Annotated in this window: 17 protein-coding genes and 1 tRNA gene; 6 read left to right on the top strand and 12 right to left on the bottom strand. The window is 67.0% G+C overall.

All coding sequences use genetic code 11. The features are described from left to right. Positions 1-5: 5 nt before the first annotated feature. The 9 genes from FR728_RS13325 to phnG form a co-directional block, all read right to left on the bottom strand. A complete protein-coding gene (locus tag FR728_RS13325; protein ID WP_149893215.1) occupies positions 6-1,148 on the bottom strand; it encodes an alpha-D-ribose 1-methylphosphonate 5-triphosphate diphosphatase in 1,143 nt (380 codons plus the stop codon). Then, entirely contained in the window at positions 1,145-1,900 is a 756-nt protein-coding gene (locus tag FR728_RS13320) for a DUF1045 domain-containing protein (protein WP_149893214.1), read from the bottom strand. The genes FR728_RS13325 and FR728_RS13320 overlap by 4 nt, the downstream gene beginning before the upstream one ends. A gap of 98 nt (positions 1,901-1,998) precedes the next feature. Then, a complete protein-coding gene (locus FR728_RS13315; protein WP_149893213.1) occupies positions 1,999-2,628 on the bottom strand; it encodes a DapH/DapD/GlmU-related protein in 630 nt (209 codons plus the stop codon). Positions 2,629-2,637: 9 nt separating this feature from the next. Beyond that, positions 2,638-3,339, bottom strand: coding sequence for a phosphonate C-P lyase system protein PhnL (gene phnL / locus FR728_RS13310; protein ID WP_149893212.1), 702 nt, complete (start codon positions 3,337-3,339; stop codon positions 2,638-2,640). Positions 3,340-3,349: 10 nt separating this feature from the next. Next, positions 3,350-4,177 (bottom strand): phosphonate C-P lyase system protein PhnK, encoded by an 828-nt coding sequence (phnK, locus tag FR728_RS13305; RefSeq protein WP_149893211.1) that lies wholly within the window; start codon positions 4,175-4,177, stop codon positions 3,350-3,352. Then, positions 4,174-5,118, bottom strand: coding sequence for an alpha-D-ribose 1-methylphosphonate 5-phosphate C-P-lyase PhnJ (locus tag FR728_RS13300; RefSeq protein WP_280115344.1), 945 nt, complete (start codon positions 5,116-5,118; stop codon positions 4,174-4,176). The genes phnK and FR728_RS13300 overlap by 4 nt, the downstream gene beginning before the upstream one ends. After that, positions 5,115-6,251, bottom strand: coding sequence for a carbon-phosphorus lyase complex subunit (locus tag FR728_RS13295; RefSeq protein WP_149893210.1), 1,137 nt, complete (start codon positions 6,249-6,251; stop codon positions 5,115-5,117). Before FR728_RS13295 ends, FR728_RS13300 begins: the two co-directional genes overlap by 4 nt. A gap of 3 nt (positions 6,252-6,254) precedes the next feature. Further along, positions 6,255-6,881, bottom strand: coding sequence for a phosphonate C-P lyase system protein PhnH (gene phnH, locus FR728_RS13290; RefSeq protein WP_149893209.1), 627 nt, complete (start codon positions 6,879-6,881; stop codon positions 6,255-6,257). Further along, positions 6,881-7,390: a phosphonate C-P lyase system protein PhnG gene (gene phnG / locus FR728_RS13285; RefSeq protein ID WP_208998811.1), complete on the bottom strand. Its 510-nt coding sequence runs from the start codon at positions 7,388-7,390 to the stop codon at positions 6,881-6,883. The genes phnH and phnG overlap by 1 nt, the downstream gene beginning before the upstream one ends. A gap of 134 nt (positions 7,391-7,524) precedes the next feature. On the opposite strand from phnG, the gene phnF reads away from it, so the two are divergent. Then, positions 7,525-8,280: a phosphonate metabolism transcriptional regulator PhnF gene (gene phnF / locus FR728_RS13280; protein ID WP_208998810.1), complete on the top strand. Its 756-nt coding sequence runs from the start codon at positions 7,525-7,527 to the stop codon at positions 8,278-8,280. A gap of 10 nt (positions 8,281-8,290) precedes the next feature. Here the strand turns inward: phnF and FR728_RS13275 are convergent, their stop codons facing one another. Next, positions 8,291-9,835, bottom strand: coding sequence for a CYTH and CHAD domain-containing protein (locus tag FR728_RS13275; RefSeq protein WP_188318904.1), 1,545 nt, complete (start codon positions 9,833-9,835; stop codon positions 8,291-8,293). A 231-nt stretch (positions 9,836-10,066) separates the two neighbouring features. Further along, positions 10,067-10,151, bottom strand: a tRNA-Leu gene (locus tag FR728_RS13270). 325 nt (positions 10,152-10,476) lie between these two features. On the opposite strand from FR728_RS13270, the gene FR728_RS13265 reads away from it, so the two are divergent. The 4 genes from FR728_RS13265 to FR728_RS13250 all read left to right on the top strand — a co-directional run bounded on the left by FR728_RS13265 (position 10,477) and on the right by FR728_RS13250 (position 12,454). Beyond that, positions 10,477-11,055: a YqaA family protein gene (locus FR728_RS13265; RefSeq protein WP_149893207.1), complete on the top strand. Its 579-nt coding sequence runs from the start codon at positions 10,477-10,479 to the stop codon at positions 11,053-11,055. Positions 11,056-11,068: 13 nt separating this feature from the next. Then, entirely contained in the window at positions 11,069-11,575 is a 507-nt protein-coding gene (locus tag FR728_RS13260) for a disulfide bond formation protein B (RefSeq protein WP_149893206.1), read from the top strand. After that, positions 11,572-11,838, top strand: coding sequence for a hypothetical protein (locus tag FR728_RS13255; RefSeq protein WP_149893205.1), 267 nt, complete (start codon positions 11,572-11,574; stop codon positions 11,836-11,838). The genes FR728_RS13260 and FR728_RS13255 overlap by 4 nt, the downstream gene beginning before the upstream one ends. Positions 11,839-12,019: 181 nt before the next feature. Continuing rightward, complete coding sequence (locus FR728_RS13250; protein WP_149893204.1) at positions 12,020-12,454, top strand: metallopeptidase family protein; 435 nt, start codon at positions 12,020-12,022, stop codon at positions 12,452-12,454. A gap of 45 nt (positions 12,455-12,499) precedes the next feature. Here the strand turns inward: FR728_RS13250 and ppa are convergent, their stop codons facing one another. Then, positions 12,500-13,033: an inorganic diphosphatase gene (ppa, locus tag FR728_RS13245; RefSeq protein ID WP_149893203.1), complete on the bottom strand. Its 534-nt coding sequence runs from the start codon at positions 13,031-13,033 to the stop codon at positions 12,500-12,502. 159 nt (positions 13,034-13,192) lie between these two features. Here ppa and FR728_RS13240 point away from each other — a divergent pair, with 159 nt between their 5' ends. Next, positions 13,193-13,786, top strand: coding sequence for a hypothetical protein (locus FR728_RS13240; RefSeq protein ID WP_188318903.1), 594 nt, complete (start codon positions 13,193-13,195; stop codon positions 13,784-13,786). Positions 13,787-13,792: the final 6 nt, after the last annotated feature.

The raw sequence follows: 13,792 nt of genomic DNA, 5'->3' as shown, positions 1-13,792 counted from the left end.
CCGCTTCAGGCGACCCTGCGGCCTTCCCGCCAGACGCCGCGCACGATGGGCACGTTTCCGACCATGCGCACCTGCACCAGATCGGCCCGCAAGCCGGTTTCCAGACTGCCCCGGTCGTCGAGGCCGATGGCGCGGGCCGGGGTGCGCGTGATCATGGCCACGGCATCGGCCAGGGAGATCGCTTCCACCTCGTCGGCGAGCTGGAAGGCCGCCTGGATGAGGGATGCCGGAATGTAGTCGGAGGACAGGATGTCGAGGCAGCCTGCTTCCGCAAGGGCCTTGGCCGAGATGTTGCCGGAGTGGGAGCCGCCGCGCACCACGTTGGGGGCGCCCATCAGCACGGCCATGCCGGCGGCGCGGGAGGCCTGAGCGGCCTCCATGGTGGTCGGGAATTCGGCGATGCCGGTCTTCAGGGCGACGGCTTCTTCCACATGCGCAACGGTCGCGTCGTCGTGGCTGGCAATGCCGATGCCCTGGGCCTGGGCGGCTGCGGAAAGCTGGCGGCGGTGTTCCGGAGCCAGGCTGCTGGCGCGGGCCTTCCGGTCGGCAATGAAGGCGTCCATCTGCGCGTCGGTGAAACCGCGCTTGCCCTGATAATAGACCTTGTAGCTGTCGAGAGAGACGAACTGGCGCTGACCGGGGGTGTGATCCATCAGGGAGATCAGGCGAACCTTCGGGTCGTCCCGGAAGAGGGCGTAGCTCTCCATCACGTCCGGGGCCGAGACCTCGCAGCGCAGGTGGATGAAGTGATCGGCGCGCAGACGGTTTTCCGCCAGACCCGTCTCGATGGCATCGGCCAGCTTGCGCATGTCGGGCGCACGCAGATCGGCGTCCTCGTCCATCCCCACGCGCAGGGCGTCGAAGACGGTGGTGATGCCGGCGCAGGCGATCTGGGCGTCATGGGCCTGGACGGCGGCCACCGGGTTCCAGCGCACCTTGGGGCGGGGGGCATAGTGGGTTTCCAGGTGGTCGGTGTGCAGCTCGACCAGACCGGGCAGAAGGAAATCGCCGTCGCAATCGTGACCGGGAACCTGGGTGGCCTGGGAAATGTCGGCGATGCGGCCGTCCTGGACGACCAGCGTTCCGGTCAGCTCGCTGTCGGGCAGAACCAGACGGGCATTCTTGAAGAGAGCAGGCGTAGAGGTCATGAGGTCCTCGCAAGGGGCGTGTCGGCGGCCGGTCGGGGGGAAGCGGAAGAAGACGTTCCGGCGGTGCCGGAGAGGGAGAAGAGCGTGTGCACCGTGAAGGGGGCGTTTCGCTCCGGTTCCACATAGAGCCCGAAACTGTCCACGGCCAGGGGCGTGCCGGTGACGGGGGCGAAATGGCGCTCGGCCGCGCGGGTCAGGGCCTCGCGCTCGCCCTCATCCTCGAGCTTGTTGGACAGGGTCATGTGGAAACGGAATTCGTCGAAGACATAAGGATAGCCCCAGGCCACGAGATGGGCGTCCTGACGCGGGCTCAGGGCGCTCTGGCGGCGCCGGGCCAGGTCGGCATCGGACAGGGGCGCCCGCAGGGGTTCGAGGGCTTCCACGCAGGCGTCGGCGAAACCGTTCAGGGCTGCATCCGGTGCTGCCGGAACGAGCGCCAGAAACCGGCCGAGCGCGGCCACCTTGAAGCCTGTCGTCGTGAAGGGGGCCGTGCGCGCGGCAAAGCCGACTGCGGCCTTCAGCAGATCCTGCTCGGAGATTTCCGGCTTCACGTGAAACGGCGCGCGCAGGGTTCCGTGGAAGCCGTAGCGGCGCGGATCGGTGGTCAGCTCGGCGAAGCGGGACGGTGCCATGCCGGGGATCGCGGGCTGGGAAAGAGCCTTGCCATCAAAGGGATCGCGGCCCAGCCAGCCGTTGCCCAGCTGCATGAGCGGGCTTGTGCGGGCGAGGGCGAAATAGAGGGCGTAGCGCATGGACGGGCTCTTGGGGATCCGAAGCTGGGCAGACACGGCCGGAAATCGGCAGGATCAGCGGTTTAAGGGGCTACCGTGTCGAAGACATGACGGTCGCATCAGCATGTGAAGGCGGGGTCGAATTCCGCACAGAAAGCGCGGATGTCGGCGGACTGGAACCTTGGCAATTCAGCAAAGATCCGGTCTTCCGGCCAGTCCCACCAGCGGATGCGGGCGAGACTTGCCGCAATGTCCGGGGGAAAACGCTCGCGGATGGGCCGCGCGGGCACGCCACCGACCACCGTGTAGGGGGCGACGTCGCGGGTGACCACGGCCCCTGCGGCAATCACCGCGCCGTCGCCGACGGTCACGCCCGGAAGCACGGTGGCCGCGTGACCGATCCACACATCGTGGCCGATGGTGACCCGTGCGGCACGGCGCTCCGTGAAGAAGCCCGCATCGCGCTGCTGTCCCGCCTCGTAATATTCCGGCGTGTAGGTGAAGCGATGCTGGGAGGCGCGGTCCATGGGGTGGTTCGGCGCTCCCAGCCGCACCCGGTTGGCGATGGCGGTGAAGCGGCCGATTGTGCAGTCGGCCACTTCGCAGAAGGTGCCGAGGTAGGAGTAGTCCCCCAGCGTCGCGTATTCGAGCCGGGTCTCGCGCAGCACCTCGCAGCGCCGGCCGACCTCGGCTTCGCGCAGGTGGACGGTCGGATCAATGACGGTTTCGGCGAGCTTCGGTGCGGTCATGGTCGGCTCTCAGGCTGCGGGACGGAAGGCAGTCACGTCGATGATCCGGTCGGCGATGCGGTCACGCACGTCCTGATCGTGGAGGATGCCCAGCATGGCGACGCCCTGTGCCTTCTTCTCGTCCACCAGCTTCACGACGACGGCGCGGTTGGCAGCGTCGAGGGAGGCGGTCGGCTCGTCCAGCAGCAGGACGGGATAGTCGGCGATGAAGCCGCGGGCAATGTTCACCCGCTGCTGTTCGCCGCCGGAGAAGGTGGCGGGCGGCAGGGACCACAGGCGCTCCGGCACATTCAGACGGGAGAGGAGATCCCGGGCCCGCGCCCGGGCTGTCTCCTCGTCGGCGCCCTGGGTCAGCAGGGGCTCGGCCACCACATCGAGGGCGCTCACCCGGGGGATGACCCGCAGGAACTGGGAGACGTAGCCGATGGTGTCGTGGCGCAGGGCCAGCATCCGGCGGGGAGCGGCGTGGGCAATGTCGATGATCTCGTCCGGCTTGCGGACGACGAGGATCTGGCCTTCGTCGCAGCGGTAGTTGCCGTAGATCATCTTCAGGATGGAGCTCTTTCCGGCGCCGGAGGGGCCGCCGAGCACGACGCATTCACCGGCATTCACCGAGAAATCCACATTGGCCACCACCGGCAGGGACAATCCGTCCTGCAGATGCATGACGAAGGTCTTGGCCACGGCGTTGAGACAGAGACGGACGGGCATGGTTGCGACCTCAGGCCTGGAGGATGGAGGAAACGAGGAGCTGGCTGTAGGGCTCGCGCGGGTCGTCGAGCACCTGGTCGGTCAGGCCGGTCTCGATGATCCGGCCGTGGCGCATCACCACGATGCGGTGCGACAGAAGCCGTGCCACGGCGAGATCATGGGTGACGATGATCACCGAGAGGCCCAGATCGGCCACCAAACGACGCAACATGTCGAGCAGGCGCGCCTGCACCGACACATCCAGACCGCCGGTGGGTTCGTCCATGAAGACCAGACGGGGATGGGTCACCAGATTGCGGGCGATCTGCAGGCGCTGACGCATGCCGCCGGAGAAGGCGCGGGGCTGGTCGTCGATACGGTCGGCAGCGATTTCCACCCGTTCCAGCCAGCTGGTTGCCGTGTCGCGGATGTTGCCATAGTGCCGGTTGCCGACCGCCATGAGCCGTTCGCCCACATTGGCGCCGGCGGAAACTGTCATACGCAGGCCCTCGGCCGGGTTCTGGTGCACGAAGCCCCAGTCGGTGCGCATGAGAAGGCGGCGCTCGGCCTCCGTCAGCTGATAGAGATTGCGCATGGCGCCGTCGCGCATGCGGTACTCGATGGCGCCGGCGGTGGGGGCGAGGCGGGTCGACAGGCAGTTCAGCAAGGTGGTCTTGCCGGAGCCGCTTTCCCCGACGATGGCCAGGACTTCACCCGGCCACAGGTCGAAGGAGATGTCCGTGCAGCCGATGCGGTCGCCATAGTAGCGGGTGACGCCGCTGACCTTCAGCAGCGGCTCGTCTGCGGTCGCGGCGGCGGCCTGGGCCTCGGCGCGGTCCGGAAGGGCGGAGCTGGTCATTCGGGTGTCCTCGCACTGGTGGAAGCGGAGCCGGTCAGGCTGGCGGCGGCCGGGTCGGCGGCCATGTCGCCGACGTGCCCCCTGGCGCGCCGGTCTTCGCAGAAATCGCTGTCGGAGCAGACGAACATGCGTCCGCCCTTGTCATCGAGGATCACCTCGTCGAGATAAACGAGCTCTGCACCGCAGAGGCCGCAGGGCCGGTCGAAATGCTGCACTTCGAAGGGGTGGTCGTCGAAGTCGAGGCTCTTGACCTTGGTGTAGGGCGGCAGGGCGTAGATGCGCTTCTCGCGCCCGGCGCCGAAAAGCTGAAGCGCCGCCATCTCGTGCATCTTCGGATTGTCGAACTTCGGCGTGGGCGAGGGATCCATCACGTAGCGGTCGTTCACTTCCACCGGATAGGCATAGGTGGTGGCGATGTGGCCGTTGCGGGCGATGTCCTCGTAGAGTTTCACGTGCATCAGGCCGTATTCGGCAAGTGCATGCATCTTGCGGGTCTCGGTCTCGCGCGGCTCGAGGAAGCGCAGGGGCTCGGGGATCGGCACCTGATAGACCAGCACTTGCTCCTCGCTCAGCGGGGCTTCCGGGATGCGGTGGCGGGTCTGGATCACGGTCGCGTCTTCCGTGCGGGTCGTGGTGGCCACGCCCGCGGTCTTTTCGAAGAAATTGCGGATCGACACCGCATTGGTGGTGTCATCGGAGCCCTGGTCGATGACCTTCAGCCGGTCGTCCGCGCCCAGGATCGCCGCCGTCACCTGCACGCCGCCGGTGCCCCAGCCATAGGGCATGGGCATCTCGCGGGAGGCGAAGGGCACCTGATAACCGGGCACGGCGATCCCCTTGAGGATCGCCCGGCGGATCATCCGCTTGGTCTGTTCGTCCAGATAGGCGAAGTTGTAGTGGCCCTCGTCGGGACCGGTGTTCATCTGACGATCGGCGCTCATTCTGCGGCCTCCTGATCCTTGCCGGCCGCAAGGCCCAGCTCTTCATCACGCCGTTCCCGGGCTGCGAACCATTCCTTGCGCATGCGGCGCACCAGATCGAGCTCGGCCTGGAAGTCGACGTAATGGGGCAGCTTCAGGTGCTCCACGAAGCCGGTGGCCTGGATGTTGTCGGAATGGGAGAGGACGAATTCCGTGTCCTGCACGGGGGCGGTAAATTCCTCACCGAGCTCTTCCCAGCGCAGGGCCCGGTCCACCATGGACATGGCCATCGCCTTGCGCTCGGCCTGCCCGAAGACCAGACCGTAGCCACGGGTGAACTTCGGCGGGCTCTTGGCCGATCCGTTGAACTGGTTGACCATCTGGCATTCGGTCAGCCGGATCTCGCCCAGGGTCAGGGTGAAGCCCAGCTCTTCGGCGAAGAACTCCACCTCGACGGCGCCGTAGCGGATTTCTCCCGTGAAGGGGTGCGTGCGGCCATAGCCGCGCTGGGAGGAATAGGCCAGCGCCAGGAGAAAGCCTTCGTCGCCGCGTGCCAGGTTCTGCAGGCGCAGGTCACGGTCGGCGGGGAAGGACAGGGGATCGCGGGTCAGGTCGCCAACGACGTGACCCTCTTCCGGCAGGGGATCGGCTTCCATGAGCCCTTCCTCGGAAAGGAGATCGGTCACACGGGGCATGGCCTCGTCGGTCAGGGCCGCACGTTCCGCCTCTTCCAGCTCGGGTTCGCCTTCGGCTGCAAGGGTGAAGTCCAGCAGACGATGGGTGTAGTCGAAGGTGGGGCCAAGCAGCTGCCCGCCGGGCAGATCCTTGTAGGTGGCCGAGATGCGCCGCTCCACGAGCATGGCGCCGGTGTCGAGCGGCTCGGAATAGCCAAAGCGCGGCAGGGTGGTGCGATAGGCGCGGATGAGGAAGGCGGCCTCGATCAGATCGCCCCGGGACTGCTTGATGGCAAGGGCCGCAAGCGCTTCGTCATAGAGCGAGCCTTCGCCCATGACCCGGGCGACGGACAGGGCCATCTGCTCGGCGATCTGGTCCAGGGTGAGGCTCGGCACATCGGTGCGGCCGCGGCGACGGCGGGCGAGCAGCCGGTGGGCGTTGCGGATGGCCTTTTCGCCACCCTTGACGGCAACATACATGGCTCAGGCCTCCAGGATCGTCAGGTCGGTGGAGCGGGGAACGGCGGCAAAGCCGGCCGGTGCCGCGAAGATCACATCCACGCCGCGGGGGAAGCGGCGGTGGTTTTCCATCATCTGCGGCCAGAAGCGCGGCGGCAGGGGGGCGGCTGCGAAGTCGGTGCTGGACTGGACGCCCGGGCCGGAGAGGCGGACCTGCGGCGCCGGCGAACCATTCTCCACGGCGAGGATCAGCATGGTGGAGCGGTCCGGATATTCCAGCGTGCCCTGGGCATAGCCGGCAAGGGCGGGAAGGGACTCGGGCCGGGCCACGAAGGCGAAGGCGGCTTCTGCCGGATCGCTGGTGATCGGCGCGCCGGTGTGGAAGCGCAGCCAGCCGGCGACGGCGGGATTTGCCGCAAGCGTCGCATCGAGCCAGATAGGCGTGTCGAAGTCGCACAGGGTGAGCGCGGCGGCGGCAAGGGCTGCGGGCAGGGGCGCTTCGGGCACAAGCGCGGCTGCATCGAAGGCCTGCAGGGTGCCCGGGCGCGCCATGGCCTGCATCAGCACGCGGAAGCAGGACTGGGCATCATGCACCGCGTCGGCAAAGGCCGGGGCAAGGGCGGCGGATGTCAGGTTGGGGGATGCGGTCATCAGTTGTCTCCCCGGACCATGGTGAAGAAGTCGACGCGGGTGGCTGCCGTTTCCTGGCGCAGGGTGTTGCGGGCCTGGTCGCGCGCTTCGGCAAGCGGCGTGATCACGCAGGCCTCGACGACCGGGCGATGCACCGGGTTCTGCCACAGGGCATCGATCAGGGCGGCGGTGCGGGCATGGGTCTTGTCCCGGCCGAGCACATAGGCGGTGCCCACTTCGCCGGATTTCACGCGGACCACGCAGCGGGTGACCGTGACCTCACCCAGGTTGAACGGGCTGCCGGTGCCGCCCATGCGGCCACGCGCCATGATGAGACCGGTTTCCGCCGGGCGGATCAGGTCATGGCCGGTGGGCATGGGCAGGGTGGCCGCGAGTTCCCCGAGGCGGGTCGCGTCTGCGGTGGCGAGGGTGGCCATGATGCGGCGGCGGTCATCGGCGCCTGCGCCATCTTGCGCGGCGGGGTCTGCACCCGGGGAAGTCCGGGCGGCATCCTGAGGGGACTGGTGCATGGGCTCTCGTCCGTCGGTCGGCGGCGCCATGGGGCGCTCAAGGGGAATTCCGGTTGAACTAATCATCGAATCGTCTATTTGTATAGACAAATATTCTCGTTGACTTGGTGGTAGCGGGGTTTGATGACACGCCCATGACGACACCGTTGAAAATGGATCAGGCCCGGATCGACCGGGGCACCGGCATCGCCTTGTGGCGGCAGATCGCGGAATGGCTGAGGGCCGAAATCGCAGCAGGCACCTATGAGGCGGGGGGCCGTGTGCCGACGGAAGCGGAGATCGCCGCCCGGTTCGAGGTGAACCGGCACACGGTGCGGCGGGCCATCGCGGCGCTGATCGCGGATGGCATCCTGCGCGCCGATCAGGGGCGGGGGACGTTCGTGGCCTCGGCGCCGATTTCCTATCCGATCCGGCGCCGCACGCGGTTTTCCGAAATCGTCTCGTCCCAGGACAAGACCCCCACGGGCCGCATGACCGGCTGCGCGGAGGAGGAGGCGGATGCCTTTCTGGCGGCGCAGCTGGAGCTTGCGGTGGGCACGCTTCTCTGGCGGATCGAGACCCTGCGGGTGGTCGACGGGCTTCCCGTTCTCGTGGCGACAAGCTGGATCGAGAAGTCGCGGTTTCCCGACCTGCCGGACATCTACGGGGAGACGAATTCCTTCACCCTGGCTCTGGCGCGCGCGGGCGTCGATGATTATTCGCGCCGCAGCACCCGGGTTTCGGCCGAGCTGATCGAACGGGGGGATGCGCTCCAGCTCGGGCTGGAAGACGGCCAGCCGGTGCTGGTCCTCGACAGCGTGAACGTGACCCCGGACGGGCGGCCGGTGCAATATACCCGCACGCGCATGGCCGCCGACCGGATGCAGCTGGTCATCGAACCGGAGGCCTGACGCGGGATCTTTAGTCCCTGGTCCAGAAGGGATTGCGTCCGGCCAGCTCGTCCCAGAGCTTGCGGGCCTTGCGCCAGTCCCGGTCGGCGCGGGCACGCGCCCGGGCGAGGCAGAAGCCGGCGGCAAAGGCTCCTTGCGGGGGCAGATCGTCCAGGCCCGAGGCCAGTCGCTCCGCCATGGCAACATCGTTCAGGCTGCCGAAGACATCCTGCAGGCGCTTGAGGGCGGCGAGCCAGGGTTTCAGCCTCTTGCCCGGATAGAGCGGGTCGAAGAAATCCAGCCCGTAGCGCAGGCTCTTCAGCGCCTTGCGCATGTCGTGCCGCTCGGTCTCGCTCAGGTCGTCCAGTCGGTCGCCATAGGCCTGAACTGCCTTCCAGCGGCGCTTGAGCGCCTGCCTTGCGGTCTTTTCCAGATCCTGTTCCCAGACCTTGCCTTCCGCCCTTTCCCAGGGGCGCATGGCAAGCAGCTCCGCGAGGGTGAGAAGCAGGTCGTTCCAGCGCGGATCCCGCAGGTCGTCCGCCAGGCGCTGGCGCAGTGCGCTGCGCCGCTGGTCCAGAAGATCCATGAGCGAGCTGGCCGAAACAATCTCCGGCAGCGCCTCGCACAGGGGGGCGACAATCTCGTCGCGCAGCACGTCGAGGTCTCGCACCGGGCCCACCAGACGGGCCAGATCGCGGGCGAGGCCTGCCAGATGACGGCGGGCGGCAACCTCTTCCAGCGCCGGCCGGAACAGATCCAGCGCGCTGCGCAGCCGGCGCAGGCCCACCCGCAGCTGGTGGGCGATTTCCGGTTCCGGGGTCGCCAGATAGCCCAGCCGGTTGTCGGCGATCTGCATCAGGCAGTCGGCGAGAACGGCGGTCATGGCTTCGCCGGTCCGGTGCTCCCGGTTGATCAGGTCCTCACCCGCGCCGCGGGGAAGGGGGGAAGCCGGCTCGCCCGCCATCAGCCGATAGCCGCGCTCGGACTTGCTGCAGGGGGAGAAGGCAAAGGGCACATCCGCCAGAAGCCAGCGGGCGGTGGCAAAGAGACCGGCCGCCGGGCCGGACACACGCTCCAGCTCCACCTCGCAAAGGGGCGCGCGCAGGTCTCCGGCCACGACGTCGCCCTGGTCCAGGGCAATCTCGACGCTCACGTCCGGTTCGGCTCGGATTTCGCGGACATGCCGCTCGATACGGGTCTCGAAGACCGGCGACAGGGGGGATCCGGCAACGGCCCGGTTCAGGGCCTTCAGGGCACGGGGATCGTCGATCAGCGCCAGGTCGAGGCTGTCGCCCTCGAGAGGCTTCTCGATCTCGACGGCGCTGGAAAGCCCGCCCTTCACACCGGTTCCGATCTTCAGGGTCTGGACCCGCTGGCCGGACGACTTGTCCCGCAGGCGCAGCGAGATCCTGGCGCGGCGCAGGGCCTGATCGGGGGTGTCCACATAGGTGGAGCGCAGGGTCGCGGGTGTCGCCGGGGCCTCGCTCACGCCTTGCGGGGCGGCCACGGTCTTCAGCGTCTCCAGGTCCTGAGGCGCCACCACGAGCTTCAGTTCGATTTCCCGTTGCGCGGACATGGTTCCTCTCCGGTGCCGGACAGCCTGATCCGCGCAAGCTAATGCAGCGGAGGGATTTTTTCTAGGATCGGGATGGTCGCAGGTGGGGGCTGCCAGTGGAAGACGATCAGCGGTCGGCGAGGCAGGAGGGACCGAGGTGGATCCACCGGCCTGTGCCACGTGATGTGCCGTATGTGCCATCGTGTCGGGATGCTGCTTCCCCGGCCGGCGCGTCTGACCCCGCCAGATCCGTGGTGCCCCCCGCCGGAATCGAACCGGCACTCCGTGAGGAAACGGATTTTGAATCCGCCGCGTCTACCAATTCCGCCAGGGGGGCGTGCAGACCGGGGGCGATAATAGTCAGGCGGGGACGGGCGTCAATCCTCTTCCCCCGCTGCGGACGGGGGCTTTCCAGCCTGTGCACAGGCATCCGTCCGGAGGGCGAAGGTTTGCCCGGTTGCCGGGGCGCGGTGGGCGTTGCAAAGGACGCTGGCCAGACTTTGCGGGGGAAGGTGAGGGTCGGTCGACCGTGCCGGTTGAAAGGGGCGGCACGCGGCCGGGGTGCGCGATGGCGGTCGACGCAGGGTCGCCCGGGCTCCGCATATGCTGCCCTGCAAGGTTTGAGGATGACAGGGCGGCGGCAAGCGGCTAATCAGAGGATCATGTTGCGCCGCCTTTACGACTGGACCCTGTCCCTTGCCGCCGGACCGCGAGCCCCGCTCGCCCTCGGCGCCGTTTCCTTCATCGAGAGCTCCGTCTTCCCGATCCCGCCGGACATCCTGCTGGTGCCGATGGTGATCGCCCGGCGCGAGCGCGCCTGGGCCTATGCGGCCCTGTGCACCGCCATGTCGGTGCTGGGCGGCATTCTCGGCTATCTCATCGGCATGTTCCTCTTCGTGCAGGTGGCCGAGCCGATCCTCGCCTTTTACGGCAAGCTGCATTATTTCGAGGAATTCAGCGCCACCTTCATGGCCTGGGGCTGGTGGTTCGTGTTCTTCGCAGGGCTTACCCCCTTCCCCTACAAGGTGATCACCATCGCCTCGGGGGCTGCGGGTCTCAGCTCGCCGGTCTTCATCCTGGCCAGCCTCGTCTCGCGCGGGCTGCGCTTCTTCATCGAAGCGGCACTTCTCTATTTCTTCGGCCCGCCGATCCGTGATTTCATCGAGCGCCGGCTCGGGCTGGTCTTCACCGTCTGCGTGGTGGCGCTGGTCGGGGGCTTTGCCCTTCTGAAACTCGTCTAGGAGCGGGACGCCCATGGCATTCAAGGCAAAATTCGGGATCATCCTCCTGTTCCTCGGGGCCGCGGCCGTCATCTCCACGGCCTGGGGCTTCCAGCTCCTCGGCGGCTATGTGCCCTGCAAGCTCTGCCTCGAACAGCGGGTGCCCTATTACGTGGCGCTGCCGCTAATCGTGCTGGCGCTGATTGCCCGCCTGAAAAACCGGAACCTGCTGGCGCTGGCGTTTCTCGTTCTGGTCGGCATCGTCTTCGCCTACGGCTCCGGTCTCGGGGTCTATCAGGCCGGGGCCGAATGGGCCTTCTGGCCGGGTCCGAACGATTGCGGCGGCGGTTCTGCCATGGCGACGACCACCGCCGACCTGCTGAAGGGGCTGCAGACCCAGCGGATCGTCAGCTGCTCGGAAGCAAGCTGGCGCATGCTGGGCCTGTCCTTTGCCGGCTGGAACGCGGTGGCGTCGGCCGGTCTCTCGCTGCTGGCCTTCTTCAGCGGCTATCTCTGCGTCTATCGCCGGAGGGGCGCATGAGCGGTCGCCCGCCTTCCCGCGAGGCTGACGAGGCGCGGCGCCAGCAGGCGCTGCGTGACATCGACCGGGTGATGGCCGAAAGCGAGACCGTGGGCGGATCCAGCTTCGTGCGCATGGCCAAGCGGGCGCAGGACCACCTGCAGGCCGACGACAAGCCGGAGGGCGACCGGATCGAGGTCTGGGGCACGCGCATCGGCCGCATGGCGGGCCTCGTATTCTTCGCCGGACTTCTCATCCACCTTGCGGTGACCTATCTGTTCTAGGCAACGGCCGCCCGGATGCCGTGTCTGGCAAGGTGCCTCTGGCCCCGTGCGCAGGCAGGCGGTTCCCTCGGGCGCTGTTTTGCACTAGACGGTCACAGGCTCTGGTCCCCTTGCTGCGGGACGGAGCGGACAGGCGGCGCGGACACGGGGTCTGCTGCCCGAACATCTTGGACAGTTTTGCATGGCCTCCATTCATCCTCCGCGGTCAAATGATTGGGCGACGCGGCGCGCCCCCGATCTCGACGCCTTCGAGGAGCTGGCCAGCGAGACCCTGGCGCAGCTGCCGGGCGAATTCCTGACCCGTTGCGGCAATCTGCAGATCTCGCTTGCGGACTATGCGCCGGATGAAATCCTGGATGAAATGGGGATCGAGGATCCGTTCGAACTGCTCGGCCTATTCGAGGGCAGCCCCTTCACGGAGGAGGCGGCGTCCATGGTCACCGGCCAGATGCCCAACCGGATCTGGCTGTTCCGCCGGGCGATCCTCGACTACTGGGCCGCCAATGACGAGAGCCTCGGGGAAATCGTCGCTCATGTGCTGATCCACGAGATCGGCCACCACTTCGGCCTCTCGGATGCGGACATGGAACGCATCGAGGCCGCGGTGGGGGACTGACCCAGCCGCGGCCTCGCGCAAGTCGTTCGGAAAGATCGCGGCGTGTCAGCCGGCGTTCTTGGCCCGCTCGATGGATTCGATGATCAGCTGCTTGGCCTTCTCGACGCCTTCGACGCCGGTCACCTTCACCCACTTGCCGGGTTCCAGATCCTTGTAGTGCTCGAAGAAGTGCTTGACCTGCGCGATGGTGATTTCCGGCAGATCGGACACGTCGTTGACGTTGTCATAGCGCTTGGTGAGCTTGTGGGTCGGAACCGCGAGGATCTTCTCGTCCTGGCCGCTCTCGTCTTCCATCAGCAGAACGCCGATCGGACGGCAGCTCATGATCGCGCCCGGGATGATCGGCCGCTGGTTGACGACGACCACGTCGATGGGGTCGCCATCGCCGCACAGGGTGTGCGGAACGAAGCCGTAGTTACCCGGATAGCGCATGGGGGTGTAGAGGAAACGGTCCACGTACATGGCGCCGGCTTCCTTGTCCATTTCATACTTGATCGGCTCACCGCCGATGGACACTTCGATGATGACGTTGATGTCCTCGGGCGGGTTCTTGCCGATCGGCACCGCATCAATACGCATGCTGCTTGACTCCTGTTGGCTGTCCGTGGGTCTATTGCAGGCCGATTGACCAAGTGCAAGCCTTTATTGTTGCGATGCAACTTTACGATGAACGTTGCTGCGCGCGAGTGTCGCCAGCGGTTGCTTTGCGCAGGAAGCATCCGGAAGGACCTGAGGATCATGAAGAGCTTTGCCGCAACGTTTCCCCGGGCGTTTCTCCTTGCCCTGACGCTTGTCCTGCCCCTGGCTCTTTCCATGAGCGCGGATCGCGGCCTGGCGGGAGAGGTCGAAAGCGCCTACAGCAAGATCCGGCTGGAGGCCTGCGCCGTTGCCTCGCCCCCCTCTGAGGAGGGGACCGACGGCGGCAGCTGGATCTGTCCGGGGTACCAAGACATCCCGGTGCGCGTGGCGGAAGGGGATCTGCGCATGTTCGTGTCCTTCGGACCTCAGGCGGGAGACGAGATCGCCGCGGTTCAGACCTTCCCCAACTTCAACACCATCAACGAGACCCTGGAGTGGCGTCTGCGTGGCGGGGTGCCCTTCGCGACGATCCTGCGGTGGTTCCTCGATGCGCCGGATGGCGGACGGCCCGACGAGGTTCTGGTCGTCACGCAACTGGGGGCGGGCGTCACCTGTCATGTGGCCTATGTGGATGCCCGGGCCAACGGGAATGCCAATGCGCTGGCCCGTCAGGCGGCGGATGATCTTGCGGGCTCTCATGATTGCAACCAGATGCCGCGGGTGATCGGACGCCCAGGCGTGCTCGCCCGCTAGGCGCCG

Origin of the sequence: Roseibium aestuarii, assembly GCF_008477545.1 — a bacterium.
GTDB classification, from domain to species: Bacteria; Pseudomonadota; Alphaproteobacteria; order Rhizobiales; family Stappiaceae; genus Roseibium; species Roseibium aestuarii.
The sequence above is the reverse complement of the archived record's forward strand: the minus strand, read 5'-3'. Positions and strand labels throughout refer to the sequence as shown.